The following is a 25,950-nucleotide window of genomic DNA, read 5'->3' on the forward strand; positions in this document are numbered from 1 at the left end:
GCGAGGACGGATCGCGGGAGGCTCGGTCTTATACCGAACCACCAGGAACGCCAGACCTATTCGGCAGCCGCCAGAAACACCGTGTTCTCTGACGAAGACGCAAGGGCGCGAACCTTGGCTTCCGTCTTGGCGATCAACCGGTAGAACTCGTCCTGCGCGTCAACATCGAGCTGGATGACGGCATTTACGTCGTCCGGCGTATCGCAGACGCAGGCGACCGCCGATATCGGACAGATACCACCCGGATAGCGCTTGCCGGTTCCCGTGTAGGCGCGGCGGCCCCAATGCTCGGAATAGACCGTTTCCTCACGATCAAGCTCCAGGATCGTGCCCTTGCAGGCGGTCACGATCGCAGCCTTGCCGTAGGCGAACCAATGATAGTTGAGCTTGCGCAGAATATACTTACCAGTGATATCTTCGCCGGCCAATTCCGCCGGATCTTCAATCATTCTGATCATGATGACTTCCTCAAGATCAGTCTAATATCCATGAAGTAGGTTTACGAGACAAGTCGGAAAAGGGTAGCTTTTGTAAATACTTAGTCACAATGTGTTTCCGATTCTTACAGGAATTGGCATTCACGCAAGCTCATCCACGCCCAAGACGCGTGGTTATCCTTGCGGCAAACAGGGGTCGTCTCCTGTTCTTTCTTAGCAGAGACAGGCGCGACTATTGTGACAATGGGGTGAGCCGATGCTTCGTCGGCTGCAAGTTTTAGGCACCCAGGCGTGCCGCGAGCAACGGCGGTCGGCCGGCCGATTTTGGGCCGGTCAAGCTCCGGGCAGAATGAGCGCCCCAGTCTGGGGGGCCCGTTCATGCTTCGTAGCGGGCGAGGAAATCTTCGGCGCTCAGCGCGCGGAAATCGGCCAGCGCGACCCGCAGGCGGTCGTGCTCCCAATCCCACCAGGCGAGCTTGTCCATCCGTTCGCCGACCTCCTTCGGGAAGCGTTCGCGGATCAGCTTGGCGGGGACGCCGCCGACGATGGTGTAAGGGGCAACATCCTTGGAGACGACGGCACCGGCGCCGATGACCGCGCCATTGCCGACCGTAACAGCGGGCAGGATGGTCACACCGTGGCCGATCCAGACGTCATGCCCGATGACGACGCGGTTGGAGCGACGCCATTCGAAGAAATCGGTCTCCATATCGGCATCCGGCCAATAGTCGGCGGCGCGATAGGTGAAGTGGTGCAGCGTTGCGCGCCAGGTCGGGTGGTTGGTGGCGTTGATGCGCACCGAGGCGGCGATGTTGACGAACTTGCCGATCGTCGCGCACCAGATGGCGCCGTCCTGCATGACATAGGAATAGTCGCCGAACTCGACTTCCTCGATGCGGCAACGCTCCGAGACCTCCGTGAAGCGGCCGAAGGTGGCGTTCTTTACGGATGCCGTTTCATGGAAATAGGGCTCGAGGCCAATCCTGCGGCTCATGCGGCGATTGCCTTTCGCGGCGAGAACTTCTGAACGTCGATAATGCGGTCGGCGACGGCCTCGCGCACTTCCTCATCGTGGAAGATGCCGAGAAGGGCGACGCCCGCCTTCTTCTTTTCCTCGATCATGCCGACGACGACGGCGCGGTTCCTGGCGTCGAGCGAGGCCGTCGGCTCGTCGAGGAGCAGGACGGTATGCTCGGTGATGAAGCCGCGGGCGATGTTGACGCGCTGCTGCTCGCCGCCGGAGAAAGTGGCGGGCGGGAGCTGCCAGAGCGCTTCCGGCAGGTTCAGCTTCGAGAGAAGGTTTGCCGCCTTCTCCCGCGCCGTTTCCGCCTTCTCGCCGCGGGCGACCAGCGGCTCGGCAACAACGTCAATCGCCGCGACACGCGGCACGGTGCGCAGGAACTGGCTGACATAGCCGAGTGTGTGGCGACGAACGTCGATGATCGTGCGCGGGTCAGCGGTCGCCAGATCGACGATCTTGTCATGATGCTTGATGAGGATCTGGCCGCTATCGACGGCATAGTTGCCATAGGTCATCTTCAGGAGCGAGCTCTTGCCGATGCCCGAAGGGCCGCCGAGGACCACGCATTCCCCGGATGCCACGGAAAAGGATACGTCCGAAACGACCGGCAGCTTGATGCCGTCGCGCAGGTGCATGGTGAAGCTCTTGACGACTTCAGAAACAACGAGTGGCGTTGCCATGATTTCTTTCCTTAGTTTCGCTTGCCACGGACACCTGTAGCCGGAGTCCGAACAGCATTCGCGATCAGACCTGCAGGATGGAGGAAACGAGGAGCTGCGTGTATGGCTCGCGCGGATCGTCGAGGACGCGATCGGTCAGCCCATGCTCGATGACATGGCCATCCTTCATCACGATCATGCGGTGCGACAGCAGGCGCGCGACGGCGAGGTCGTGGGTGACGATGATCGCGGCAAGGCCTAGATCGTTGACGAGACCACGCACGAGATCGAGCAAGCGTGCCTGCACCGACACGTCGAGGCCGCCGGTCGGCTCGTCCATGAACACCAGACGCGGGCCGGTCACCAGATTGCGGGCGATCTGCAGACGCTGGCGCATGCCGCCGGAGAAGGCGCGCGGCTGGTCATCGATACGGCCTTCGTCGATCTCGACGCGCTGCAGCCAGTCGATAGCTGTGGAGCGGATGTTGCCGTAGTGGCGGTCGCCGATCGCCATCAGGCGTTCGCCGACATTGGCACCCGCAGACACCGTCATGCGCAGACCGTCAGCCGGATTCTGATGCACGAAACCCCAGTCCGTGCGCATCAGGAAGCGGCGCTCGGCCTCGTTCATGCGGTAGAGGTCGCGATAGGCGCCGTCGCGCATGTGGTATTCGACGCTGCCGGCGGTCGGCATCAACCGCGTCGAGATGCAATTGAGCAGCGTCGTCTTGCCTGAGCCGGATTCACCGACGATGGCGAGCACTTCGCCGGGCCAGAGTTCGAAGGAGACCTTCCGGCAGCCGATACGGTTGCCGTAGAACTTCGAGACGTCGTTGACTTTGAGAAGCGGGGTGTCGCTCATTCGGCGGCCTCCTGATTGGGTGCCAACATCTCGCCGGCATGCCCATGGGCGCGGCGATCTTCGCAATGGTCAGTGTCGGAGCAGACGAACATGCGCCCGCCCTTGTCATCGAGGATGACCTCGTCGAGATAGACCTCTTCCGCGCCGCAGAGCGCACAGGGCTTGCCGAAGCGCTGGATCTCGAAGGGATAGTCGTCGAAATCGAGGCTGACGACTTCGGTATAGGGCGGAACGGCATAGATGCGCTTCTCGCGCCCTGCCCCGAAGAGCTGCAGCGCGTCCGACATGTGCATTTTCGGATTGTCGAACTTCGGCGTCGGCGACGGGTCCATGACGTAGCGGCCGGCGACCTTGACCGGATAGGCATAGGTCTTGGAGATGCGGCCGTTATGCGCGATGTCCTCATAGAGCTTCACATGCATGAGACCGTATTCCTCAAGCGCGTGCATCTTGCGGGTTTCGGTCTCGCGCGGCTCGAGGAAGCGCAGCGGTTCCGGGATCGGAACCTGGTAGACCAGCACCTGGTTGGAGGCGAGCTTTTCTTCCGGGATACGGTGGCGGGTCTGGATGATCGTTGCATCCTTGGTATGCGTCGTCACTGCGACGCTTGCGACCTTCTGGAAGAAGGCGCGGATCGAGACGGCGTTGGTCGTATCGTCGGCGCCCTGGTCGATGACCTTCAGCACGTCATCCGGCCCGACGATCGAGGCCGTGACCTGCACGCCGCCGGTGCCCCAGCCGTACGGCATTGGCATTTCGCGCGAGGCGAAGGGTACCTGGTAGCCGGGGATGGCGATCGCCTTCAAGATCGCGCGGCGGATCATGCGCTTCGTCTGTTCGTCGAGGTAAGCGAAATTGTAGCTGGCTAGATCGGTCATTCCGCAGCCTCCTTGATCGTGTCATCGCCGCCGATGCGGTTGGCTTCGAATTCGTTGCGCATGCGGCGAACCAAATCGAGTTCCGCCTGGAAGTCGACGTAGTGGGGCAACTTCAGGTGTTCGACGAAGCCGGTCGACTGCACATTGTCGGCATGCGAGATGACGAATTCCTCGTCCTGTGCCGGAGCCGTGATGTCCTCGCCGAGTTCTTCGGCGCGCAGCGCACGATCGACGAGCGACATGGACATCGCCTTGCGCTCGCTCTGGCCGAAGACCAGGCCATAGCCGCGGGTAAACTGCGGCGGCGCCTTGGACGAACCCTTGAACTGGTTAACCATCTGGCACTCCGTCACCTGGATGGTGCCGAGCGAGACGGCGAAGCCGAGTTCGGGAACGTCGAATTCGACGTCGACCTCACCGATGCGGATCTCGCCGGTGAACGGATGGTTGCGGCCGTAACCGCGCTGCGTGGAATAACCGAGCGCCAGCAGGAAACCTTCGTCGCCACGGGCGAGCGCCTGAAGGCGCAGATCGCGCGTCATCGGGAATTCCATCGGCTCGCGGGTCAGGTCGCCGATCTCGTGATCCTCGGGCATTTCGCCATCGCCCTCGATCAGGCCTTCCTGCGCCAGGATTTCCGAAACGCGCATGACGCGGCCGGTTTCTGCCTCGCGAAGCGTCGGTTCTTCGACGGCTTCGTCGGTCAGTAGCGAAGGGTCGAGAAGGCGATGCGTGTAGTCGAAGGTCGGGCCGAGCAGCTGGCCGCCGGGCAGATCCTTGTAGGTGGCGGAGACGCGACGCTCGATCTTCATGCGGGCGGTGTCAACAGGCTTGCTATAGCCGAAGCGCGGTAGCGTCGTGCGATAGGCGCGAAGCAGGAAGATCGCTTCGATCATGTCGCCGCGCGACTGGCGGACGGCAAGCGCTGCAAGCGTGCGATCGTAGAGCGAGGCTTCGGCCATGACACGGTCGACGGCCAGCGCCAGCTGCGCCACGATCTGGTCGATACCGATAGCCGGCAACGAACGGTCGCCGCGACGGCGATCCGCCAGCAGGCGATGGGCGTTGGCAATGGCGGCCTCGCCCCCTTTGACAGCAACATACATGGGTCACATCTCCGTCGCGGTGATCTTGGTGGTGCGCGGCAGGCAGACGAACCGGCTGCCCGAGGTCAGCACGATGTCGATGCCGCGCGGGAAGAGGGCGCGGTTCTCCGTCCAGAGGCGGAGGACGGTATCTGGCAGGCCAAGCGGCGCGATGTCGGTGACCGTCTTGATGCCGGGGCCCATGAGCGCCAGCTTGCGGCCGCCTTCGATATCCGCCAGTTCGATGACAACGGTCGTCGAACGGTCCGGATACTCCTGCGTGCCTGCGGCGAAGAGACCGAACGACGACAGAGGTGTTCCGGCTTCGACAAAGGCGAAGCGCGCTTCGGCCTTCTCCGGCGTCACCGGCGCACCGGTATAGAAGCCGAGCCATTGCGGCACAGCGGATTTTACCAGCCCTGACGACAGCCAGACGGGCGTGTCATGGTCGCAGAGCGTGAGGGCGATCGCGCCTGATGCAACGCCGAGCGGGGCCGGCGGCAGAGCATCGGGGGCGACCGTCTGGATCGTGCCCGGACGCGCCATCGCATCCATCATCAGCTTGAACACGCTCTGGGCGTGGAAGACCGGCTCGGCGAAGCCTCCGGCCAATACGTCATTCTTAGGAACTTCCGTCTTGAGGCTCATCAGTCGTCTCCGCGAACCATGGTGAAGAAATCGACGCGCGTTGCCGCCGTCTCGTCGGCCTTGCGGCGATCGGCATCGGCGACGCGGGAAGCGATCGGCTGAAGAAGCGCCTGCTCGACAAGCGGCTGCGTTACCGGCTCCTGCCAGAGGGCGTCGAAGATGGCTGAAAGTCGGGCCTTCTCGCGATCGGTGCCGAGCGCCTGGGCGTGACCGACGGTGCCTGATGCGAGGCGCACGGTGGCGCGGGTGACCGTTACCTCGCCGAGGTTGAATGGCGCACCGCCGCCACCCATCCGGCCGCGAATCATGACGAGGCCCGTTTCCGGTCCACGCACCGGCTGGACCGCAGGCTTTTCCGCCAGCTTGTCCCATGCCGCCAGCAATTCCTGCCGTTCCGCGCGAGCAAGCAGGTCGACGACGCGCTTGCGCCCACCTGCCGCCGTCTCATTCTTTTCCGCTAAGGTCATCGCCACATCCTTTAAATGTCTATTGATATAGACAACTATACAAGATATGTTTAGGCTTAAAACGCGGACGTGACAAGCGTGTGACATCGAGGAGCGAAATGGCTGGGCAGGTACAAAGACAGACGGGCGTGGCGCTCTGGCGGCAGATCGCCGATCGTATCCGCCAGGCGATCAGCGCCGGTGCCTATGACGAGACCGGCATGGTGCCGGCCGAGACGCTTCTGGCGCAGCAGTTCGGCGTCAACAGGCATACGGTCAGAAGCGCGATCGCAGCCCTTGCCCAGGAAGGGATCGTGCGCGCCGTGCAGGGACGCGGCACGCTGATTGAGCGCAAGGAGCGTCTGAACTTTCCGATCACCAGGCGGACGCGGTTCACGGCCGGGATCGGCGAGCAGGCGCGCGCGATGCGCGGGCTGCTGCTCAGTCACAGAGAGGAAAGAGCGGACGAAGAGGTGGCGCGCTGGCTGAAGCTGCGGGCGGGGGCGCCCGTGATCCGCATGGAGACGGTGCGCAAGGCCGACGACCGGCCGGTCTCGTGCGCAACGACTTGGTTTCCGGCGGAACGCTTTGCGGGCTTGCCCGCAGTCTACGAGAAGACGGAATCGATCACCCGCGCCTTTGCCGACCTCGGCCTCTCCGACTATGTCCGCGCGACGACGGAGATCACCGCCGCCCATGCCGATGACGCCGACCTTGCCGCGCTCGAACTGACACCGGGAGCGATCGTGCTCATCACCAAGGCTGTCAACACCGATCTCGAGGGCGTTCCGGTGCAATACGCGATCACGCGGTTTTCAGCGGATCGCGTGCAGTTCACGATCGAGAACTAAGCGAAGGCGAGTCGTGTCGGGGACCCAGGGATTTCTGCCATAGCCCGCGAGCGAAAAGGCTAGTTTCCCTCCCAAGGGAACTTTCCCGCACCCGCCCCGGGTTCGAAATCGGTGGAGACGCTGAGGTCGCGCCATTGCCGATGGGCCTCCGCCCTGACGGCATCGTTCTGTTCGACGCCGCGCACCGCATCGCTGCCGAGCAGTAAGCGCAGCGGCGGTTCGGCGAGGCTGGCGATGTAGACCACAGCAGCAGCCGCCTTCGCCGGGTCGCCCGGCTGCTTGCCGTTATAGTCGCGCTGGTAGCGAGCCATCTTGCCGACCGTGTCTTCGTATTCCGGGCGACCCTCGCGAAGTTGCGTGGACGCACCGGCGAAATCGGTCCGGAAGCCGCCCGGCTCGATGATCGTTACCTTGACGCCGAGCGGGCCAACCTCTCTGCTGAGAACTTCCGAGAAACCCTCGACGCCCCACTTGGCCGCGGCATAGGGCGCGCGACCGGCGGGGCCGATGCGGCCGCCGACGGAAGAAAACTGGATGATGTGGCCGAAGCCCTGCTCACGCATCAGCGGCAGGGCCGCCTTGGTGACGATGATCGTTCCGAACAGGTTGGTTTCGATCTGGGCGCGGAAATCGGCAAGGCTGGTGTCCTCGATCGATCCGACGTCGCCGTAGCCCGCATTGTTGACGAGCACGTCGAGGCGGCCGAACGTTTCTACCGCCGCCTTCACGGCGGAAGCAGCCGATTGTTCGTCGGTGACATCCAAAGATATCGTCAGGACGTTGTCCCCATAGCGCTCTTTAATGTCTTCAAGCTGCGAAGGATCGCGCGCTGTCGCGACCAGCTTGTGCCCTGCCGCCAGCACCGCCTCCGCAAGCGCCCTGCCGAGGCCGCGGGAACTGCCTGTAATCAACCAAACCTGTGACATCAGAAACCTCCTTGATCCGTCACGAGGGATATAGGCGAGGCAGTTTCATCTTGAAAGAAGGTACCCTGAGGATCTATACATACCTTATGGTAACCGTCCTGAACGATCATACATTCGACTTCTGTGAAACGCTGACGGACGAGGAGGACGCGCTTGCGCGCGCGATGCTGGAGCGCGCCAGTGCCAAATGGCCGCTGCGCGTCATGCACATATTGGCTGAGGCAAAAGGCCCCTTGCGCTTTTCGCGCGTTCTGGAACGGGTGGAAGGGATCAGCCAGAAGGTGCTGACGCAGACGCTGCGGACGCTTGAGAGCGACGGCCTAGTGACGCGGACGCTCTACCCGCAGGTGCCGCCACGCGTGGAATACGAATTGACGCCGCTTGGCGGTGAGCTTCTGGCGGAGGTGGTGACGCTCTGGCAGTGGATCGCCAATCGTCTACCGGATTTCGAGGCTGCCCGGAAGAAGGCGCCTCAGGCGGAAAGCACGTCAGAAGGCTAAAAAGCCGGTGCCAACAAGTTGGAAAAGCGCCGCGCAGCAACAACAGATGCGCGGCGCCTTGATGTCAATGCGCGCCGGACATATCGCCGAGCACTTCCTTGGAAGCGACGGTCGAGTCGGCGTTGAGCTTGTAGACCATGGGAACGCCCGTCGCGAGGTTGAGCGCGAGGATCTGTTCCTTGGTCAGGCGGTCGAGCACCATGACAAGCGAACGCAGCGAGTTGCCATGGGCAGCGACCAGCACCTTTTCGCCGCGCAGGACCCTGGGCAGGATTTCCGTCAGGTAGTAAGGCCAGACGCGGGCACCGGTGTCGCGCAGGCTTTCGCCGCCCGGAGGCGGTACGTCGTAGGAGCGACGCCAGATGTGGACCTGCTCCTCGCCCCACTTGGCGCGGGCGTCATCCTTGTTGAGGCCGGAAAGATCGCCGTAATCGCGCTCGTTCAGCGCCTGATCCTTGAAGGTCTTGAGGTCCGGCTGACCGACGTTGTCGAGAATGATCTTCAGGGTGTCCTGGGCGCGCTTCAGGTCCGAGGTGAAGGCGACGTCGAACTTGATGCCGTAATCGGCGAGCGCCTTGCCGCCGGTGTTGGCTTCCTGAATGCCGAGCTCGGTCAGTTCAGGGTCCTTCCAGCCGGTGAAAAGGTTCTTGAGGTTCCAGTCGCTCTGGCCGTGGCGAACGAGGACGAGAGTGCCGCTCATGAAAAATGCCTCCGAAATAGATTACTTTGAAGAAAGCCCGAGCACGTCGAGCATGGAATAGAGACCGGGCTTCTTGTCGCGCGCCCAGAGCGCTGCCTTGACGGCACCGCGGCCGAAGATCGAGCGATCGGTGGCGCTGTGCGACATCGTCACCGTTTCGCCTTCTCCGGCAAAGATCACCGAATGCTCGCCGACAACCGAGCCGCCGCGCAGCGTGGCAAACCCGATTGTGCCCTGCTCGCGCGGACCGGTGTGGCCGTCGCGCACCCGCACCGAATGCGAGGCGAGATCGACGCCCCTACCCTTGGCAGCCGCATCACCCAAGAGCAGCGCCGTGCCCGAAGGGGCATCGACCTTGCGCTTGTGGTGCATTTCAAGCACTTCGATATCCCAGTCTGCGGGATCCAGCGCACGAGCGGCCTGCTCGACAAGAACGCTGAGCAGGTTCACGCCGAGCCCCATATTGCCTGATTTGACGACACGGGCGTGACGCGCCGCAGCCGCGATCTTCGCATCGTCATCAGCAGAGCAGCCGGTCGTGCCGATGACATGGACAATGCGCGCCTGCGCAGCCAGCGCCGCGAACTCCACGGTGCCGGCGGGCGACGTGAAATCGAGGACGCCTTCGGCATGCAGAAAGGCCGCCAGCGGATCATCGCCGATGATAACGCCATTCGCGCCGAGACCGGCAATTTCGCCAGCATCCTTGCCGACGAAGGGAGAGCCCGGACGTTCGACCGCGGCATGCAGCGTCACGCCATCGATGGCGTGGATGAGACGGATCAGCGTCTGCCCCATGCGCCCTGCCGCGCCAACTACAACCAGTTTCATCGCAGCATCGGTCATGTCAGTCGATCATCCTATCAGCGGGCATCCGAGGCGGCTGGCCTCTGAAGATTGTTGAGGCGAGCGTAAAGACCGTCGCTACGCTGCGCAAGGCTATCGTGATTGCCTTCTTCGATGACGCGGCCCTGTTGCATGACGACGATCTTGTCGGCGCGGACAACGGTGGACAGGCGGTGGGCAATGACAACCACCGTGCGTCCGACCATGGCGCCATCGAGTGCCTTCTGCACCGCGGCTTCCGACTCCGTGTCCAGTGCCGATGTCGCCTCATCCAGGAGCAGGATCGGCGCGTTGCGGACAAGGGCGCGGGCGATCGAAAGCCGTTGGCGCTGGCCGCCGGAAAGCGTCACGCCGTTCTCGCCGACAGGCGTGTCGTAGCCTTGCGGCTGCGCCAGGATGAACTCGTGCGCATAGGCAAGGCGCGCGGCGCGCTCAACATCCTCATCCGTCGCCTCCGGGCGGCCGTAGCGGATGTTGTCGCGGATCGAACCTTCAAAGAGATAGGGCTGCTGGGAGACATAGGCCAACTGCTCGCGCAGCGACCGCTTCGTCACATGCGCAATGTCCTGACCATCGATCAGGATCTGGCCTGCCTTCGGATCGTAGAAGCGCGGAATGAGCGTGATGATCGTCGATTTGCCGGCGCCCGACGGCCCGACGAGCGCCGTCGTCTTTCCGCCATCGGCAACAAGGCTGACATCGCGAAGAACTTCATCGTCGCCATAGGCGAAGGAGACGTTGCGGAACTCTATCTTGGCTTCCGTCACGACGAGCGGCTTTGCGCCGGGCACATCGCGCTGATGCGGCACCGTATCGAGGAATTCATAGATCATGCGGGCGTTGACGACGGCACGCTCCATCTGCACCTGAAGACGTGCGAGGCGGCGCGCCGGATCATAGGCGAGCAGCAATGCCGTTACGAAGGAGAAGAAGGCGCCCGGCGGAATGTTGTTATAGATCGTCCCGTAAGCGGCATAGGCAAGGACGCTCGCCACAGCCAGGCCGGCGAAGCTTTCGGTAAGTGGCGCCGTGCGTTCGGACAGGCGGGCGATGCGGTTGGCGCGCCATTCCGCGCTTTGGACAAGCTTGTCGACCTTCTGCTCGAGCTGGCGCTCCATGGTGAAGGCCTTGACGATGGCGATACCCTGGATGGTTTCCTGCATCGCACCGGCGACGTGGCTGTTGACGTTGATCGCCTCCTTGGTTGCCACGCGAAGCCGCTTCGACACGTATCGCAGTGCATAAAGAAGAGGCGGCGCCAGAACAAACACCGCCAGGCTGAGCAGCGGATCCTGAATGATCATAACGGCGAGCAGGGAGACGAACGTCAGGAGATCGCGCACCGTCGACGTGATCGTCAGGTTCATCACATCACGGATGCCGCCGATATTCTGATTGAGCTGTGCAACGACGTGAGCCGACCGTGTCTGGTTGAAGTATCCGAGCGACAGCTTCATCAGGTGCGCATAGGCACGCTGCTGGTACCGCGCCACGATGTTGTTGCCGATCTTCGACAGCACCACCGCCTGACCGTAGCTTGCAAAGCCGCGCAACACGAAGGCTACGAAGATGGTGAAACAGATCACCCAGACGATGTCGGCACGTCGGTGTTCGAACGCCTCGTTGATGACAGACTTCATGATCCAGGCGGTGTACGCCGTCGACAAGGCAACGATGACGAGGCAGCTGATCGCGAAAACATAGCCCCAGAGATGATCCCGGCCGTTCTCTGCGATGATGCGCTTCAAGATGCCGGTGATGCTGTCGCTGTTTACGGGCGTCTGCTTGGTGTCCGGTGCTTGCAAAAATCAGTCTTCCTGTGTGTCAGGACACGCATGTCCTCATGACTGCGTGCGCTCGCGCGGGTCTATAAAGAGTTGGCAGCCTTTTGACCAGAGTGTTACGCCCGCCAGCGGCGGCCATCGGTCGAGACGCCGAAGCTCTCGGGGTTGCGGGCATAGGACGAGAGCCCTGCGACAGCCGCAAGCGGGTGGGTGACGACATAGGTCGGGATCGTCGAAAGCAGCTCGGAATGCGGCGCCTTGTCCTCGAACGCGGCACGGAATTCCGGCTTCTTCAGCGCCGGCAGGATCTTCTGCGAGATACCGCCGGAAAGGAAGACGCCGCCGCGGGCCATGAAGATCATCGCCATGTCGCCGGCGACACGGCCGAGATAGGTCGAGAACAGGCTGATCGTCTCGACGGCAACCGGGTCGGAGCCGGCGAGCGCGTGCGAGGTGATGTCAGCAGGGTCGGCGTAAACGGGCTCGATGCCATCCGCCGTGCAGATCGCCAGGTAGAGATTGACGATACCACGGCCGCAAAGGATCTGCTCTGCCGAGACACGGCCCTCAATCGTTTCCACATGCGGGAAGATCTGCAGGTCTCGCGTGGTGCGTGGCCCGAGATCGACGTGACCACCCTCGCCCGGCACCGGAATCCATGAGCCGCGTGCATGGACGAGGCCGCCGACGCCGAGGCCGGTACCGGGGCCGAGGACGACACGGGATGCGACCATTTTGCCCGACGCATCGCCAAGGCGCTCGCGGTTCTCGTCCGAGAGGTTGGCAATTGCCAGGGCCTGCGCCTCAAAGTCGTTGACAACGAGCACGTCCTCGATGCCGAGTCCAGCGATCATCCTGCGCGGGCGGACAACCCAGTCGCAGTTAGTCAGCGGGATCTCGTCCGCGCTGATCGGTCCGGCGACGGCGAGAATCGCCGAGCGCGGCCGCAGGCTGCTCTTTTCGAGAATGCAGCTTCGGATCGCATCGTCGATCGTCTCGAAATCGGCGGTGCGGACATTCGGAAAATGGATCTGCTCTGCCGTGGCGTCGGGGATGATCGCAAAACGGGCATTGGTGCCGCCGATATCGCCGATCAGGATCGGGAAGGGCATGGCGGTGTCGCGGGTATCGAGCTGGGGCATGGCAGGTTCCGTGCGTGCGCGCTATTCAAGCGCCGGTTACGCGTGAAGGGTGGCAATAAGCTTGTCGGCGGTCGCTTCGTTCAGCGCCATCGGGATATCGTAGACGATTGCAAGCCGCATCAAAGCCTTGACATCGACATCATGCGGCATCGGCGTCAGAGGATCGACAAAAAAGATCAACACGTCGACTTCGCCTGTGGCAATCAGGGCACCGATCTGCTGGTCGCCGCCGAGCGGGCCGCTCTTCAAGCGTGTCACGTCGAGGTCTGGAGCAGACTCCAACACGCGGCCGCCGGTCGTGCCGGTGGCGACGATCTTCCAGTTCGCGAATGTCTCGCGGTGGCGGCGTGCGAACTCCGCCATGTCGTCCTTCTTCTGGTCATGCGCAATCAATGCAAGGCACTTGCCGCCGGCCATGAAAAGGACCTCCGCCTGAAAATTCAATCGATTTGGCTGCTTCTATACGAAGCGTCCGTCTTTTGAAAGACCGTCGCCCCCATGGCAACGCCTACTCACCGGACGGCTTGTCGTCCGGCACCGGGCCGATGTCAGGCAGTGCATCGTCGGATGCCGCTGCAGGCATCACCGCCATCGGCGCGATCGCCGGAGCGCCGGGACCAAACGTCGCGGCCTGAATGGAGTCGACGGATGGCGCTGCGAGAACCGACGAGCAGGCGTTCGGAAGATCGGAGACCATGACTTCGCGCGGCTTGACGGGCTTCGTGCCGGGCTTTGGCGGCTTCGGCGGCGCCCATGGTTCCTTCGTGAACCACCATGCGAGCGGCTTGCCGCATCCATCATCGGCGGGCACCGGCGCTTGCGGCTTGCAAGAGGTTGTGCCCGGCGGGCACTTGATGCGGATGTGGAAGTGCGAATCGTGACCGTAGATCGGCCGCAGCTTGCCGAGATTGGTGCGGTCGCCCGTCCAGGTGTCGCACATCTTCTTCTTGATGGCCGGATTGACGAAGATCCGCTCGACCTGCGGATAGCTCGCCGCGCGCATCAACAGGCGGGCGCGCGATTCGGTCCAGACATTGGGATTTATCGTCAGAAACGCATTCTTCTGCAACATCGTCGTGAAAGGCAGCGTTTCACGTTCCTCGATGCTCAGGGGATGAGCGGGCATTGGCGTCAGCCAGACATCTGCATCAAGTCCGATCTGGTGCGAAGCATGGCCGTTGAACATCGGCCCGCCGCGCGGCTGCGAGATGTCGCCGACGAGCAGGCCCGGCCATCCATCATACTGTGCCGCATCACGAGACAGCCGCTCCAGGAGCGAGATCATCGCCGGATTGCCCCAGCGGCGATTGCGCGAAAGCCGCATGGTCTGCCAGGTCGGCCCATCGACCGGCAGCGCGACAGCGCCGGACATGCAGCCTTTCGCATAGAAGCCGAAAGGCTGCGCCGCACCCTGGTTCGGCAGGGAGACGGAACCGAAAATCGCCTTGGCGCTCCCGGGACTCGGTTGCTTCTGTTCGGCGCCGGCTTCGCCGGCAACAAGGCTTGCGCCGAGCACGCCGGCGAATGCCAATTTCAAAAAAGTCTGGAAAGTCCTGGTGGTATGGAGAGCCATGCCATGTCCTGAGCGTCTGCGGGCCGCGGCCGAGTGATTTGCGATCGAATCTACCGTGAAAAGCAATTTTGGTGAATCGATGTTTTCGCCCATGCCCAGTCAGGCAGCATTGTGAGGCTCAGGCGTTAGCAAGAATGTCGGCGGTTTTACGCACCCGGGCAAGGCGCGGGAAGATGCGCTCGCAGGCAAAGGCATGCATCTCGGCCGAGAACGTCGTCATCGCATCCTCGACGGCGATGACCGCATAATTGTGCGCGAAGGCATCGCGAATGGTGGCTTCGACACCGAAATTGGTGGCGATGCCGGTGAGAATCACGGTCTTGATGCCGCGGCGGCGCAGTTGCAGGTCGATTTCAGTCCCGTAGTAGGCGCTCCATTGATGCTTGGTGATGCGCACATCGGGCGTGAGCGCCGCGATCTCAGGCGGCTCGCGCAGGGCTTCGGCCGGCAGTCCACCCTTTGGGAAGACAATCGGCTCGTCAGTCGGCTGGTTGACAGCATCGGCATAGTCTGCGGAAAATCCGACAGTCACGAAAATCGTGGTGCCGCCGGCGGATTTCAGCGACTTGGCGATCGTGGCGGTATTTTCGATTACCTGCTGGGCGGAGTGGGGCGCGACAGGCCTGGCAATGATAAAGCCCTGCAGATCGATGGAAATCAGGGCCGTGGTCTTGGGATCGTAGAGGGACATGGAAGGCTCCAAAATAAATATGAGGATATCCTCACAATTGAAAGTATGAGGATGCCCTCACAAAAATCAAGCCTGGACCCGACGAAACGTTCGCCGAAGCAGAAGCGCGGGCGGGAGCGCGTTGCCGTTCTGACCGAGGCGGCAGCCAGGGTGTTTCTCGACAAAGGCTACGAAGCCGCGACGATGACCGAGATCGCTGCCGAGGCGAAGTCCTCGATCGGCTCGCTCTACCAGTTCTTCCCGACCAAGGTGCTCCTGGCGGAAGCGCTCCATCTCGAACGGCTGCGGCAGCTAAACGCGGCGCTGGTGGATCTGCAGGCGACCGTGGACGGCAAGCGTGCGGCGGAAATCGGCGACGCGATATTTGCCCGGCTTGGCGCCTTTCTCGAGGAGCATCGCGAGTTCCCTGTGCTGGCGGCGCGCCGGGACATTCCCAAGGAACGCAAGGTGCAATCGCGGGCGGAACTGCGCGGCAATATCACCGCGCTGCTGCGCAAGGCCGCGCCGTCGATTGGCGACGACGTGGAGTTGCTTGCGGCACTGGTGCTTGAACTCCTTCGGATCATCGTGACCGCAGCGCACGATCCGGATCTCGGAGGTGACCCACGCATGACGGCGGAACTGCGTGGAATGCTGAGGAAACGACTGGAGGAAGCAACGACCTGACGGGCCGCAGCCTTGGTCACGATCCCGCGAGCCGGACAAAAACTGTTGGCTCACCTGTTTTTCGCCTGTTTTTCGCCTATTGTCGGCGAAAGCAGAAAAACAATCGGGGTTGGCGAATGGCGCTTACGTGGTCGAAATTTGGTGTGGTGTTTTCTCTTCTCGGCGCAATGGCGCTGCCCTTGCAGGCCGTTGCCCAGGAGCCAAATTTCCAGATCGGCAGTTCCGTCATCAGCGCGCTGAAATACAAGCCAGGATTCAAGCATTTTGACTACGTCAATCCGGATGCGCCGAAGGGCGGTAACTTGCGGCTTTCCGCCTCCGGCACCTACGACACCTTCAATCCGCTGCTTTCGAAGGGCGAAACGGCAGTCGGTCTGACGCTGCCTTTCGAAACGCTGATGAAATCGGCCGACGACGAGCTGCTCGCCTCCTACGGCCTGCTGGCGGAAGGGCTTTCCTTTCCCGACGACGTGTCGAGCGCGACCTTCCGGCTGCGCACGGAAGCCAAGTGGGCCGACGGAAAGCCGGTGACGCCTGATGACGTCGTCTTCAGTTTCGACAAATCGAAGGAGCTCAATCCGCTCCTGTCCAACTACTACAAGCATGTCGTAAAGGCCGAGAAGACGGGCGAACGCGACGTGACCTTCACCTTCGACGAGAAGAACAACAAGGAGCTTCCCAATATCCTGGGACAGCTGACCGTGGTGCCTAAGCACTGGTGGGAGGGCGCGGGACCGGACGGCAAGCCGCGCGACATTTCCAGGACGACGCTCGAGCCGGTGATGGGATCCGGCCCCTACAAGATCGCTGCCTTCGCGCCGGGCGCGACGATCCGCTACGAGTTGCGCGACGACTACTGGGGCAAGGACCTCAATGTGAATGTTGGCCAGAACAATTTCGGCTCTATCACCTACACCTATTTCGGCGATCGGGACGTGGAGTTCGAGGCCTTCCGGGCCGGCAACAGTGACTATTGGCAGGAGACGCAGGCGGCACGCTGGGCAACCGGCTATGATTTCCCCGCCGTCAAGGACGGGCGCGTGACGAAGGAGGACGTCCCCAACGCACTGCGCGCCACTGGCATCATGCAGGCTCTGGTGCCGAACACCCGTCGCGATATCTTCAAGGACGAAAAGGTTCGCGAGGCGCTGAATTACGGCTTCGACTTCGAGGAGCTGAACCGCACCGTCGCCTTCAACACCTACAAGCGCATCGACAGCTATTTCTGGAACACCGAGCTTGCCTCCTCGGGTCTGCCTGAGGGCCGCGAGTTGGAGATCCTTGGTGGCCTCAAGGACAAGCTGTCGCCCGCGGTCTTCACTACGCCCTATACCAATCCGGTCGGCGGCGATCCGCAGAAGAGCCGCGACAACCTGCGCAAGGCGATCGGGCTGTTCAAGGAAGCGGGCTGGGAGATCAAGGGCAACCGCTTGGTCAATACCAAGACCGGCAAGCCGATGAGCTTCGAGATCCTGCTGTCGAGCCCGATGCTGGAACGCTGGGCGGTGCCTTATACCAACAATCTGAAGAAGATCGGCATCGATGCGCGCGTCCGGACCGTGGATGCCTCGCAATACACCAACCGGGTGCGCAGCTTCGACTACGACATGATCTGGAATGTGTGGGCGCAGACGATGAACCCCGGCAACGAGCAGGCCGACTATTGGGGCTCGGGATCGGCCAACCAGCAGGGCTCCCGCAACTATGCGGGCATTGCCGATCCGGCGATCGACGCACTGATCCGCATGGTGATCTTCGCCCCCAACCGCGACGAGCAGGTTGCGGCGATCAAGGCGCTCGACCGCGTGCTCCTAGCGGGGCACTATGTCGTGCCGCTGTTTTATCGCGGCACGCAATCGATCGCCTATTGGAACACCGTCACGCGGCCGGCCGAATATCCGACCTATGCGACCGGCTTCCCCGATGTTTGGTGGTCATCCGCCGCGGCAAAATGAGCAGGCTTGCATTGGCCTGACGGCTGGGCTCCAAATGAACCATGCGAATCAGGACAAGGCGTAACGTGCCTGCCCACACCACGAGGAGACCGCACGGATTGAACGGCGATAGACTGGACAGCGCTCGACGCAAGCTTTCCCGGAAGGGTCCTTACTAATGGGCGCCTATATCTTTCGCCGCCTGCTTTTGATGATCCCGACGATCATCGGCATCATGGCCATCTCCTTTACTGTCATCCAGTTCGCACCCGGCGGTCCGGTCGAGCAGGTGATTGCGCAACTGACCGGCGATGCGCAGGGCGCGGACTCGCGGCTTTCCGGAGGCGGCGGCGACCTTCTCGGCGGCGGCGGTCTTGACGAAGGCGGCTCGAAATACCGCGGCGCCCAGGGGCTCGATCCGGAGCTCATCGCCAAGCTCGAAAAGCAGTTCGGCTTCGACAAGCCGCCGCTGACGCGCTTCGGCGAGATGATGTGGAACTACATCCGCTTCGACTTTGGCGAAAGCTTCTTCCGCAACACCTCCGTGCTGAACCTGATCAAGGAGAAGCTGCCGGTCTCGGCTTCGCTCGGCGTCTGGATCATGATCTTTTCCTACGGCATCTCGATCCCGCTCGGCATCCGCAAGGCGGTCAAGGACGGCTCGACCTTCGACGTCTGGACCTCTGGCGTCATCATCATCGGCTATGCGGTTCCGAGCTTCCTGTTCGGTATCCTGCTGATCGTGCTCTTTGCCGGCGGATCCTTCTATGACTGGTTCCCGCTGCGAGGCCTCGTCTCCGACAATTTCGACCAGCTCGCCTGGTGGCAGAAACCACTCGACTATTTCTGGCACCTGACGCTGCCGCTGATTTCGCTTTCGCTGGCAGCCTTCGCGACAACGACGCTGCTCACCAAGAACTCCTTCATCGAGGAGATCAAGAAGCAGTATGTGGTGACCGCCCGGGCGAAGGGGCTGAACGAACGGCAGGTGCTCTACGGCCACGTTTTCCGCAACGCCATGCTGATCATCATCGCCGGCTTCCCCGGCGCCTTCATCTCCGCCTTCTTCACCGGCTCGCTGCTGATCGAGAACATCTTCTCGCTCGATGGCCTAGGGCGGCTCGGCTATCTCTCGGTCGTCAACCGCGACTATCCGATCGTGTTTGCGACGCTCTACATCTTCTCGCTGCTCGGCCTGTTCGTCAGCCTGATTTCCGACCTGATCTACACATGGATCGATCCGCGCATCGACTTCGAGCGGAGGGAGGTCTGATGGACACCGCCGCCAATCCGACGACCGCAACGCCGGTCAAGCCGCCGCGCAAGGGCCTGCTGTCGCCGACCAACATCCGCCGCTGGAAGAATTTCAAGGCCAACCGGCGCGGTTACTGGTCCTTGTGGCTGTTCCTTGTGCTGTTCGTGCTCAGCCTGTTTGCCGAGTTCATCGCCAACGACCGGCCGATCGTCGCCACCTACAAGGGCGAGATCCTCTTCCCCGTCCTGGTCAACTATCCCGAAGAGAGGTTCGGCGGGTTCCTCGCCGAAACGGACTATCGCTCCGACGTCATCGCGGACGAAATCAATGCCAATGGCTGGATGATCTGGCCGCCGATCCGCTACTCCTATCGTTCGGTCAATTCGAACATCCCGCATTCTGCGCCGACTCCGCCCTTCTGGCTGATGAGCAAGGAAGAGCGCTGCTCCGGATATCCGCAGGGAGCGGCCGATCCCGGCTGCAATTTCGGCAATCTCAATTGGCTCGGCACGGACGATCAGGCACGAGACGTGCTTGCCCGCGTCATCTACGGCTTCCGCATCTCCGTGCTGTTCGGTCTGGTGCTGACCATCTGCTCGGCCGTCATCGGCGTCACCGCCGGCGCCATCCAGGGCTATTTCGGCGGCTGGACGGATCTGCTGCTGCAACGCTTCATCGAGATCTGGTCGTCGATGCCCGTGCTCTACATTCTCCTGATCATCGCGGCGATCCTGCCTCCCGGCTTCTTCGTGCTGCTCGGGATCATGCTGCTCTTCTCCTGGGTTGGCTTCGTCGGCGTCGTGCGCGCCGAGTTCCTGCGGGCTCGCAATTTCGAGTATGTCAGGGCGGCGCGAGCGCTGGGCGTCGGCAACCGCACGATCATGTGGCACCACCTGCTGCCGAACGCGATGGTCGCGACGCTGACCTTCCTGCCGTTCATCCTGTCGGGCTCGATCACGACGCTGACCTCGCTCGACTTCCTCGGCTTCGGCATGCCGCCGGGCTCGCCGTCGCTCGGCGAGATGATCGCACAGGGCAAGGCCAACCTGCAGGCGCCGTGGCTCGGGCTGACCGCGTTCTTCACCATGTCGATCATGCTGTCGCTGTTGATCTTCATCGGCGAGGCGGTTCGCGATGCATTCGATCCCAGGAAGACGTTTCAATGAGTGACGCTGCCGAAACATTGCTGTCCGTTCGCGATCTCTCGGTGGCATTCCACCAGGGCGGCGACACGTCGCTGGCTGTCGATCACGTCTCCTTCGAGATCCGCAAGGGCGAGGTCGTGGCGCTGGTCGGCGAGTCCGGCTCGGGCAAATCCGTCTCCGCCAATTCGATCCTGCGGTTGCTCCCCTACCCCGCGGCCAGCCATCCCTCCGGCGAAATCCTGTTCAAGGGCAAGGACCTCCTGAAGGCATCCGACAAGGCGTTGCGCGAAGTGCGCGGCAATGACATCACGATGATCTTCCAGGAGCCGATGACCTCGCTCAACCCACTGCACACGATCGAGAAGCAGATTGCCGAGATTCTCGAGTTGCATCAGGGTGTGAAGGGACAGGCCGCGCGCAAGCGGATTCTCGAACTCCTCAACCAGGTCGGCATTCGCGAACCGGAAAAACGACTGAAGGCTTACCCACACGAACTTTCCGGCGGCCAGCGGCAACGCGTGATGATCGCCATGGCACTCGCCAACCGGCCGGAGCTTTTGATCGCGGACGAGCCGACGACCGCGCTCGACGTCACCGTGCAGGCGCAGATCCTTGAACTGCTGCGGCAATTGAAGGGCCAGCATGGCATGTCCATGCTCTTCATCACCCACGACCTCGGCATCGTGCGCAAGTTCGCCGACCGGGTCTGCGTGATGACCAAGGGCAAGATCGTCGAGTCCGGCACGGTGGAAGAGGTCTTCCGCAATCCGAAGCACGACTATACCCGGCATCTCCTGGCGTCCGAGCCGCGTGGCGAGCCACCGCGTACAGACTCCTCGAAGCCCATCGTGATGCAGGGATCGGATATCCGCGTCTGGTTCCCGATCAAGGCCGGGCTCATGCGCAAGGTCGTCGATCATGTGAAGGCCGTCGACGGCATCGATCTGCAGCTGCGCGCGGGCCAAACGCTCGGCGTCGTCGGCGAATCCGGTTCCGGCAAGACAACCCTCGGTCTCGCGCTGACGCGGCTGATCTCGTCGCAGGGCCGCATCAGCTTCGTCGGCAAGGATATAGCCAGCTATTCATTTGCGGAGATGCGGCCGCTGCGCAACCAATTGCAGGTCGTGTTCCAGGATCCCTACGGCTCGCTCAGCCCGCGCATGTCGGTCGGCGACATCATCGCCGAGGGGCTGAAGGTGCATGAGCGGTCGCTCTCCTACGAGGAGCGCGACCAGCGGGTCTGCTGGGCGCTGGAGGAAGTCGGCCTCGAACCGCTGACCCGTTGGCGCTATCCGCACGAATTCTCCGGCGGGCAGCGCCAGCGCATCGCCATTGCCCGCGCCATGGTGCTGAAACCCCGCTTCGTGATGCTGGACGAGCCGACATCGGCGCTCGACATGAGCGTCCAGGCGCAGGTCGTCGACCTCCTGCGCGATCTGCAGAAGAAGCACGATCTCGCTTATCTCTTCATCAGCCACGACCTGAAGGTGGTGAAGGCGCTGGCGAACGACGTCATCGTCATGCGATTCGGCAAGGTGGTCGAGCAGGGATCGTCCGCCGATATCTTCGGTGCGCCGAAGGACGATTATACCAAGGCCCTGATGGCTGCCGCCTTCAACATCGAGGCGGTGCCGACACCCGCCGTCCAACAGTAAAGACGATCATGTCCGCAAAACCGCCCATTCTTGTCGATCTGAAGTTCGACCCCGATACCGTTGCCCGCATCCTGAAAACGGCCTTTGCAGATCGCGGCAGCATCAATCTCGCCGATCCCGCCAACAAGGATCGCGATCTGACCGGCATCGACTATGCGCTTCTCTGGAAGCCGGACCCGGACCTTTTCAACCGCGCCCCCAATCTCAAGGTCATCTTCTCGGGTGGCGCCGGCGTCGACAGCTTCATGAACCTGCCGGGCCTGCCCGATGTGCCGATCGTTCGCTTCTCCGACCGCAGCCTGACGACTCGCATGAGCGAATGGGTGGTGATGCAGTGCCTCATGCATCTCCGGCAGCAGCATCAGCACGACAAGGATCAGCGGGCGCGCATCTGGGGCAGGCTGGTACCGCCGGAGGCAGCCGAAATCACCGTCGGCATCATGGGCCTTGGCGTGCTCGGCCAGGACGCGGCCTACAAGCTGAAAGTCATGGGCTTCAACGTCATCGGCTGGTCGCGCAGCCGCAAGGAGATCGAAGGCGTCGAGACGTTCAGCGCCGATCAGCTCGATGAGTTCCTGTCCAAGACGGACTTTCTCGTCGGGCTACTGCCGCTAACGCCCGAGACGACCGGCTTTTACAATGCAGCGTTGTTTTCAAAGCTGCGGCAGGGCGGCGCGCTCGGCAAGCCAGTGTTCATCAATGCCGGGCGCGGAAGGAGCCAGGTGCAGGCCGATATCGTCGCCGCGGTCGAAGGCGGCGTGCTCGGCGGCGCCTCAATCGACGTCTTCGCCGTCGAGCCCCTGCCCTCCGATGATCTGCTCTGGGGGCTGGAGAACGTGTTCATCACACCGCACGACGCGGCCGTATCCGATGAAACCGCCCTCTTCCGGCATGTCGAGCGCCAAATCGCCCGCTACGAGGGCGGCGAGCCGTTGCAATTCGTCGTCGACAGGCAGAGCGGTTACTGACGGCAGGAACCATGCCGCTTTCCATTCGTTTTTCTCCGAGATGAGATGCCAGGCCGATGACGGCTCGCGCGACATCGGAAGGAGACAAGCATGGCTCAGCAGACGGAAACGCGCTGGGAAGAAGCGGATGGCAAGGTTCATACCGAGGAAACGATTTCGCCGGTCAAGGCGAAGCAAGGCCGCATGGGCACCCGTGTCCTGATGGTGTTGCTCGTCGCGCTGGTGCTCGCCTTCATCGTGTGGATCCCGGTCGAAATCTGGGGCAAGAAGGAAGCCGTGGAGGTTGCTCCGCAGCCGCCAGGACAGCAGATTCAGTCGCAGCAGCCAACACCGGTACCGTCTCAGCCGCCGGCATCGAACCCGGCACCGGCTGCGCCGAATGCCCCCGCGCAATAGAAACGGGGCGGGTCAGGCGGTCACTACGAAGCATCCTGTCGGACGGCCGGCAGGTTGCTTTTCTGTTTGCGCTGGACTTTACCGGCTGATTTTTCGATAAGAAACGCACGAGCCGGTCTTCGTGCGTCGGCTTATGACGCGACGTGTCCGGTTTGGGAATGGGCGGAGTTCATGGCCAAGACCGATATCGCAAGGCGCGTTTACAATCACACCTGGAAGCTCGATCCGATTGTTCGCAGCCTGATCGACACAGACTTCTACAAGCTGCTCATGCTGCAGATGATCTGGAAGCTCTATCCAGACGTCGACGCGACGTTCACGGTGATCAACCGCACCAAACGCGTGCTGCTGGCCGAAGAGATCGACGAGGGCGAACTGCGGGAGCAACTCGACCATGCGCGTTCGCTCCGCCTCTCCAAGAAGGAGATGATCTGGCTCGCTGGTAACAGTTTCTATGGGCGCGCGCAGATCTTCGAGCCTGAATTCCTGGCCTGGCTCTCTCATTTCCAGCTTCCCGAATACGAGCTGTCGAAACGTGATGGTCAATATGTGCTCGACTTCCACGGATCGTGGAAGGACACGACCATGTGGGAAATTCCGGCACTTGCCATCATCAACGAGCTGCGCTCGCGCTCCGCGATGAAGGCGCTCGGACCGTTCACGCTCGATGTGCTCTACGCCCGCGCCAAGGCACGGATGTGGGAGAAGGTGGAGCGGCTGCGCGAACTGCCGGGGCTGCGGATCTCGGATTTCGGCACACGCCGCCGCCACAGCTTCCTGTGGCAGCGTTGGTGCGTCGAGGCTCTGAAGGAAGGCATTGGTCCTGCGTTCACCGGCACCAGCAACGTCCTGCTCGCCATGGACTCCGACCTCGAAGCCGTCGGGACGAACGCCCACGAGCTGCCGATGGTGGCGGCCGCATTGGCCAAGAACGATGCGGAGCTGCGCAACGCCCCCTACAAGGTTCTGCGCGACTGGAACAAGCTTTATGGCGGCAACCTGCTGATCGTGCTGCCGGATGCGTTCGGCACGGCCGCCTTCCTGCGCGACGCGCCCGAATGGGTCGCCGATTGGACGGGCTTCCGGCCGGATAGCGCCCCACCGATCGAGGGCGGCGAGAAGATCATCGACTGGTGGAAGAAGATGGGCCGCGATCCGCGCCAGAAGCTGCTGATCTTCTCGGACGGGCTCGATGTCGACGCGATCATCGACACCTACAAGCATTTCGAAGGCAAGGTGCGCATGAGCTTCGGCTGGGGCACCAACCTGACGAACGACTTCGCGGGCTGCGCGCCGACGGAGATCTCGGGGCTCAACCCGATCTCCATCGTCTGCAAGGTCAGCGACGCCAACGGCCGGCCGGCCGTAAAACTGTCGGACAATCCGCAGAAAGCGACCGGCGACCCTGCAGAGGTCCAGCGTTACCTGAAGTTCTTCGGAACCGAGGACCGCGTCGACCAGGCGGTGCTCGTCTAGCGCTGCCGCCTGGCTCTCTCCAAACACATTCCCTTGCGCTCCGGCCACATTGTCGCCCAACCGTGACTGATGCTCGGCGGGATGATTCCCGCTTATGGAGAAAGACTTTGAAGAAAGCCTCAGTTGCCGCAATCAGTATTGCCGCGGTGGCACTCGCGACACCGACCCTCGCTGCCGAGAAAGCCGCCACGTCTTCGCTGATTGGCACGCCGTGGATCGAGACCAAAGCCCAGTCCGACCTGCCAGGCCCGATGATGATCTTCCTGCCGAAAGGCAAATTGCTGATCGACTCCTGCTGGGAAACCTATGCTCTCAGGACTTGGAAACAGGCGTCTTCCAAGGAGATTTCATGGGATGAGGACGGCGCCATCATACACGCCAGGATCAAGGCCGTTTCAGCCGATGGCCTCACCCTTCAAATCACTGCCGGCAAGGATATCGTCGAGCGGACCTATGCTGCTGCAAAGGCTCCATATGTCTGTCCGGATATGAAGCGGTAGTTTTCAACCGCCAATCCTGAAACGGCGGCGGCGATACGCAGTCTGGCAAAATGCCACGCCAGTCCCCATTTAATGTCGCAAGAAATGGGTGCCGATGTTTACCGCCCATTGTTTGACTGGAAAGGACGTTTCCAATGACCGTAGATCGTGCAGTACTGGCGGGCGGCTGCTTTTGGGGCATGCAGGACCTCATCAGGCGGTTCCCCGGCGTCGTATCCACTCGCGTGGGCTACACCGGTGGCGAGGTCGCCAATGCGACCTATCGCAATCACGGCAATCATGCCGAGGCGATCGAGATCCTGTTCGATCCCGCCAAGACCAGCTACCGCGACATCCTCGAGTTCTTCTTCCAGATCCATGACCCGACAACGGTGAATCGGCAGGGCAATGATCTCGGCGCCAGCTACCGGTCGGCGATCTTCTACGCCAACGACGAACAGCGTGCGACCGCCGAGGACACGATCGCCGACGTAGACGCCTCGGGTCTATGGCCCGGAAAGGTCGTTACCGAGGTTGTTCCGGTCAGCGATTTCTGGGAAGCGGAACCCGAGCACCAGGACTATCTGGAACGCATCCCGAATGGCTATACCTGCCACTTTGTACGGCCAGGCTGGAAATTGCCGAAACGCGAGCAAAGGGCCGCGGCTGGCCAATGAGGCATTCCTCGATCCGCAGTGGGGATCGTATGCTCTAGACAAAATAAGGCCTTGCCGTCAAAGGCCTTGCCGTCACGGCAGGGCCTTTTTTGTATGGACGTCGGTGAACAGCGGACAGCGACAGCACGCATTGAACCCGCGGCCGCAGGGTGCCACTTGACCACCGAACTGCAGCTTCGCATCGAGAATGAATCGGGTGGATCACTGTCGACAATCTGACGACATGATCGTATAGGCGGCTCACCATCCG

28 protein-coding genes are annotated in these 25,950 nt (G+C 62.1%); 12 read left to right on the forward strand and 16 right to left on the reverse strand.

Going from position 1 to position 25,950, the window contains the following annotated elements:
• Positions 1–56 precede the first annotated feature (56 nt).
• The 8 genes from IB248_RS07650 to phnG all read right to left on the reverse strand — a co-directional run bounded on the left by IB248_RS07650 (position 57) and on the right by phnG (position 6,057).
• Positions 57–458, reverse strand: coding sequence for a hypothetical protein (locus tag IB248_RS07650; protein ID WP_018116731.1), 402 nt, complete (start codon positions 456–458; stop codon positions 57–59).
• Positions 459–813: 355 nt separating this feature from the next.
• Positions 814–1,431, reverse strand: coding sequence for an acetyltransferase (locus tag IB248_RS07655; RefSeq protein ID WP_192240643.1), 618 nt, complete (start codon positions 1,429–1,431; stop codon positions 814–816).
• Positions 1,428–2,138: a phosphonate C-P lyase system protein PhnL gene (phnL, locus tag IB248_RS07660; RefSeq protein ID WP_018855264.1), complete on the reverse strand. Its 711-nt coding sequence runs from the start codon at positions 2,136–2,138 to the stop codon at positions 1,428–1,430. Before phnL ends, IB248_RS07655 begins: the two co-directional genes overlap by 4 nt.
• A 64-nt stretch (positions 2,139–2,202) precedes the next feature.
• Positions 2,203–2,979: a phosphonate C-P lyase system protein PhnK gene (phnK, locus tag IB248_RS07665; protein WP_192240644.1), complete on the reverse strand. Its 777-nt coding sequence runs from the start codon at positions 2,977–2,979 to the stop codon at positions 2,203–2,205.
• Entirely contained in the window at positions 2,976–3,857 is an 882-nt protein-coding gene (locus IB248_RS07670; RefSeq protein ID WP_192240645.1) for an alpha-D-ribose 1-methylphosphonate 5-phosphate C-P-lyase PhnJ, read from the reverse strand. The genes phnK and IB248_RS07670 overlap by 4 nt, the downstream gene beginning before the upstream one ends.
• Complete coding sequence (locus tag IB248_RS07675) at positions 3,854–4,963, reverse strand: carbon-phosphorus lyase complex subunit PhnI (protein WP_018855267.1); 1,110 nt, start codon at positions 4,961–4,963, stop codon at positions 3,854–3,856. The genes IB248_RS07670 and IB248_RS07675 overlap by 4 nt, the downstream gene beginning before the upstream one ends.
• Before the next feature lie 3 nt (positions 4,964–4,966).
• Positions 4,967–5,590 carry a phosphonate C-P lyase system protein PhnH gene (gene phnH, locus IB248_RS07680; protein WP_192240646.1) on the reverse strand — a complete coding sequence of 208 codons (624 nt, stop codon included), beginning with the start codon at positions 5,588–5,590 and terminating at the stop codon, positions 4,967–4,969.
• A complete protein-coding gene (gene phnG / locus IB248_RS07685) occupies positions 5,590–6,057 on the reverse strand; it encodes a phosphonate C-P lyase system protein PhnG (RefSeq protein ID WP_025658588.1) in 468 nt (155 codons plus the stop codon). The genes phnH and phnG overlap by 1 nt, the downstream gene beginning before the upstream one ends.
• Before the next feature lie 98 nt (positions 6,058–6,155).
• Here phnG and phnF point away from each other — a divergent pair, with 98 nt between their 5' ends.
• Entirely contained in the window at positions 6,156–6,887 is a 732-nt protein-coding gene (phnF, locus tag IB248_RS07690; RefSeq protein WP_192240647.1) for a phosphonate metabolism transcriptional regulator PhnF, read from the forward strand.
• A gap of 59 nt (positions 6,888–6,946) precedes the next feature.
• Here phnF and IB248_RS07695 read toward each other — a convergent pair whose 3' ends face one another.
• The gene (locus IB248_RS07695) at positions 6,947–7,813 is read right to left on the reverse strand and encodes an oxidoreductase (RefSeq protein ID WP_192240648.1); all 867 of its coding nucleotides are present in this window, start codon (positions 7,811–7,813) and stop codon (positions 6,947–6,949) included.
• Positions 7,814–7,899: 86 nt separating this feature from the next.
• Between IB248_RS07695 and IB248_RS07700 the strand changes: the two genes are divergently transcribed.
• Entirely contained in the window at positions 7,900–8,313 is a 414-nt protein-coding gene (locus tag IB248_RS07700; protein WP_192240711.1) for a helix-turn-helix domain-containing protein, read from the forward strand.
• A 64-nt stretch (positions 8,314–8,377) separates the two neighbouring features.
• Here the strand turns inward: IB248_RS07700 and IB248_RS07705 are convergent, their stop codons facing one another.
• From IB248_RS07705 to IB248_RS07735, 7 genes are all read right to left on the reverse strand, one after another.
• Positions 8,378–9,013 (reverse strand): 2,3-bisphosphoglycerate-dependent phosphoglycerate mutase, encoded by a 636-nt coding sequence (locus tag IB248_RS07705; RefSeq protein ID WP_018116720.1) that lies wholly within the window; start codon positions 9,011–9,013, stop codon positions 8,378–8,380.
• Between the two features lie 21 nt (positions 9,014–9,034).
• A complete protein-coding gene (dapB, locus tag IB248_RS07710; RefSeq protein ID WP_018855274.1) occupies positions 9,035–9,859 on the reverse strand; it encodes a 4-hydroxy-tetrahydrodipicolinate reductase in 825 nt (274 codons plus the stop codon).
• Between the two features lie 17 nt (positions 9,860–9,876).
• Complete coding sequence (locus IB248_RS07715; protein WP_018855275.1) at positions 9,877–11,664, reverse strand: ABC transporter ATP-binding protein; 1,788 nt, start codon at positions 11,662–11,664, stop codon at positions 9,877–9,879.
• Between the two features lie 95 nt (positions 11,665–11,759).
• Positions 11,760–12,785 (reverse strand): glucokinase, encoded by a 1,026-nt coding sequence (locus IB248_RS07720; RefSeq protein ID WP_192240649.1) that lies wholly within the window; start codon positions 12,783–12,785, stop codon positions 11,760–11,762.
• Between the two features lie 36 nt (positions 12,786–12,821).
• Entirely contained in the window at positions 12,822–13,202 is a 381-nt protein-coding gene (locus IB248_RS07725; RefSeq protein WP_192240650.1) for a methylglyoxal synthase, read from the reverse strand.
• Positions 13,203–13,293: 91 nt separating this feature from the next.
• A complete protein-coding gene (gene mepA / locus IB248_RS07730) occupies positions 13,294–14,358 on the reverse strand; it encodes a penicillin-insensitive murein endopeptidase (protein ID WP_192240651.1) in 1,065 nt (354 codons plus the stop codon).
• Between the two features lie 118 nt (positions 14,359–14,476).
• The gene (locus IB248_RS07735; RefSeq protein WP_192240652.1) at positions 14,477–15,049 is read right to left on the reverse strand and encodes a hydrolase; all 573 of its coding nucleotides are present in this window, start codon (positions 15,047–15,049) and stop codon (positions 14,477–14,479) included.
• A gap of 51 nt (positions 15,050–15,100) precedes the next feature.
• Between IB248_RS07735 and IB248_RS07740 the strand changes: the two genes are divergently transcribed.
• The 10 genes from IB248_RS07740 (at position 15,101) to msrA (ending at position 25,700) form a co-directional block, all read left to right on the forward strand.
• Positions 15,101–15,715 (forward strand): TetR/AcrR family transcriptional regulator, encoded by a 615-nt coding sequence (locus tag IB248_RS07740; RefSeq protein WP_018116713.1) that lies wholly within the window; start codon positions 15,101–15,103, stop codon positions 15,713–15,715.
• A 116-nt stretch (positions 15,716–15,831) separates the two neighbouring features.
• Positions 15,832–17,670 carry an extracellular solute-binding protein gene (locus tag IB248_RS07745; RefSeq protein ID WP_192240653.1) on the forward strand — a complete coding sequence of 613 codons (1,839 nt, stop codon included), beginning with the start codon at positions 15,832–15,834 and terminating at the stop codon, positions 17,668–17,670.
• A 157-nt stretch (positions 17,671–17,827) separates the two neighbouring features.
• Positions 17,828–18,922, forward strand: coding sequence for a microcin C ABC transporter permease YejB (locus IB248_RS07750; RefSeq protein ID WP_018116711.1), 1,095 nt, complete (start codon positions 17,828–17,830; stop codon positions 18,920–18,922).
• Entirely contained in the window at positions 18,922–20,070 is a 1,149-nt protein-coding gene (locus IB248_RS07755) for an ABC transporter permease (RefSeq protein ID WP_192240654.1), read from the forward strand. Before IB248_RS07750 ends, IB248_RS07755 begins: the two co-directional genes overlap by 1 nt.
• Positions 20,067–21,704 (forward strand): ABC transporter ATP-binding protein, encoded by a 1,638-nt coding sequence (locus tag IB248_RS07760; RefSeq protein ID WP_192240655.1) that lies wholly within the window; start codon positions 20,067–20,069, stop codon positions 21,702–21,704. Before IB248_RS07755 ends, IB248_RS07760 begins: the two co-directional genes overlap by 4 nt.
• An 8-nt stretch (positions 21,705–21,712) precedes the next feature.
• The gene (locus tag IB248_RS07765) at positions 21,713–22,672 is read left to right on the forward strand and encodes a glyoxylate/hydroxypyruvate reductase A (RefSeq protein WP_192240656.1); all 960 of its coding nucleotides are present in this window, start codon (positions 21,713–21,715) and stop codon (positions 22,670–22,672) included.
• A 90-nt stretch (positions 22,673–22,762) separates the two neighbouring features.
• A complete protein-coding gene (locus IB248_RS07770) occupies positions 22,763–23,068 on the forward strand; it encodes a hypothetical protein (RefSeq protein WP_192240657.1) in 306 nt (101 codons plus the stop codon).
• A gap of 171 nt (positions 23,069–23,239) precedes the next feature.
• A complete protein-coding gene (pncB, locus tag IB248_RS07775) occupies positions 23,240–24,544 on the forward strand; it encodes a nicotinate phosphoribosyltransferase (RefSeq protein ID WP_062375730.1) in 1,305 nt (434 codons plus the stop codon).
• A gap of 107 nt (positions 24,545–24,651) precedes the next feature.
• Positions 24,652–25,044 carry a hypothetical protein gene (locus tag IB248_RS07780; RefSeq protein ID WP_018116705.1) on the forward strand — a complete coding sequence of 131 codons (393 nt, stop codon included), beginning with the start codon at positions 24,652–24,654 and terminating at the stop codon, positions 25,042–25,044.
• A gap of 134 nt (positions 25,045–25,178) precedes the next feature.
• Positions 25,179–25,700 carry a peptide-methionine (S)-S-oxide reductase MsrA gene (gene msrA, locus IB248_RS07785; protein ID WP_018855284.1) on the forward strand — a complete coding sequence of 174 codons (522 nt, stop codon included), beginning with the start codon at positions 25,179–25,181 and terminating at the stop codon, positions 25,698–25,700.
• Positions 25,701–25,950 lie beyond the last annotated feature (250 nt).

Source organism: Rhizobium sp. RHZ01 (genome assembly GCF_014851595.1).
Lineage (GTDB): Bacteria > Pseudomonadota > Alphaproteobacteria > Rhizobiales > Rhizobiaceae > Rhizobium > Rhizobium altiplani.